We start from the raw sequence: 508 nt of genomic DNA on the forward strand, positions 1-508 counted from the left end.
GGGTCATGCGCGTGGTGTGGATCAGTTCGGCCACCGCTCCCTCGGCGATGCGCCCCTCGGCATCGAGCGCGGCGAAGCCCTGCTCGACCTGCGCCCGCCGCGCGAACGGCAACAGGCGCAGGCCTTCGTCGGCCAGCCAGGTGAGGTGGGCGGGCTGGCTCAGCCAGCTGTCTGGATTCAATGCGGCTCCGCTCATTGTTCTGGTTCCCTGCAGATGGGGGCCGAGCGCCGCACAGCGGCGCGGCAACGGCGACGAGACAGGACAGACGACGGCGCATTCGGCCCGCGCGGCCCCGGCTGGATGAACAGCCGGATGCTGCTTCACCCATCCCCCCGAAAGGCGCGCTGCGAAACGTCCAGCAGCCACTCATCCCTGCAGCGGATTCTAACGAGCGCCCCATCAGCGCCAGGTAACGAACGGGGCTGCCTTTGTCACCAAACGGTGACATTCAGTCCGGCGTGCGCGGCAGGCGCAGGGTGACGCGCAGGCCGCCCTCCCGCAGGTTGC

Annotated in this window: 1 protein-coding gene; it reads right to left on the minus strand. The window is 69.5% G+C overall.

Annotated features, from left to right (window positions below; translation table 11 throughout):
• The coding region (locus J0A65_RS25575) for a hypothetical protein (protein WP_206597023.1) at positions 1-196 on the minus strand (196 nt) is incomplete at its 3' end.
• Positions 197-508: the final 312 nt, after the last annotated feature.

The organism is Bowmanella yangjiangensis, assembly GCF_017255015.1.
Taxonomy (GTDB): Bacteria; Pseudomonadota; Gammaproteobacteria; order Enterobacterales; family Alteromonadaceae; genus Bowmanella; species Bowmanella yangjiangensis.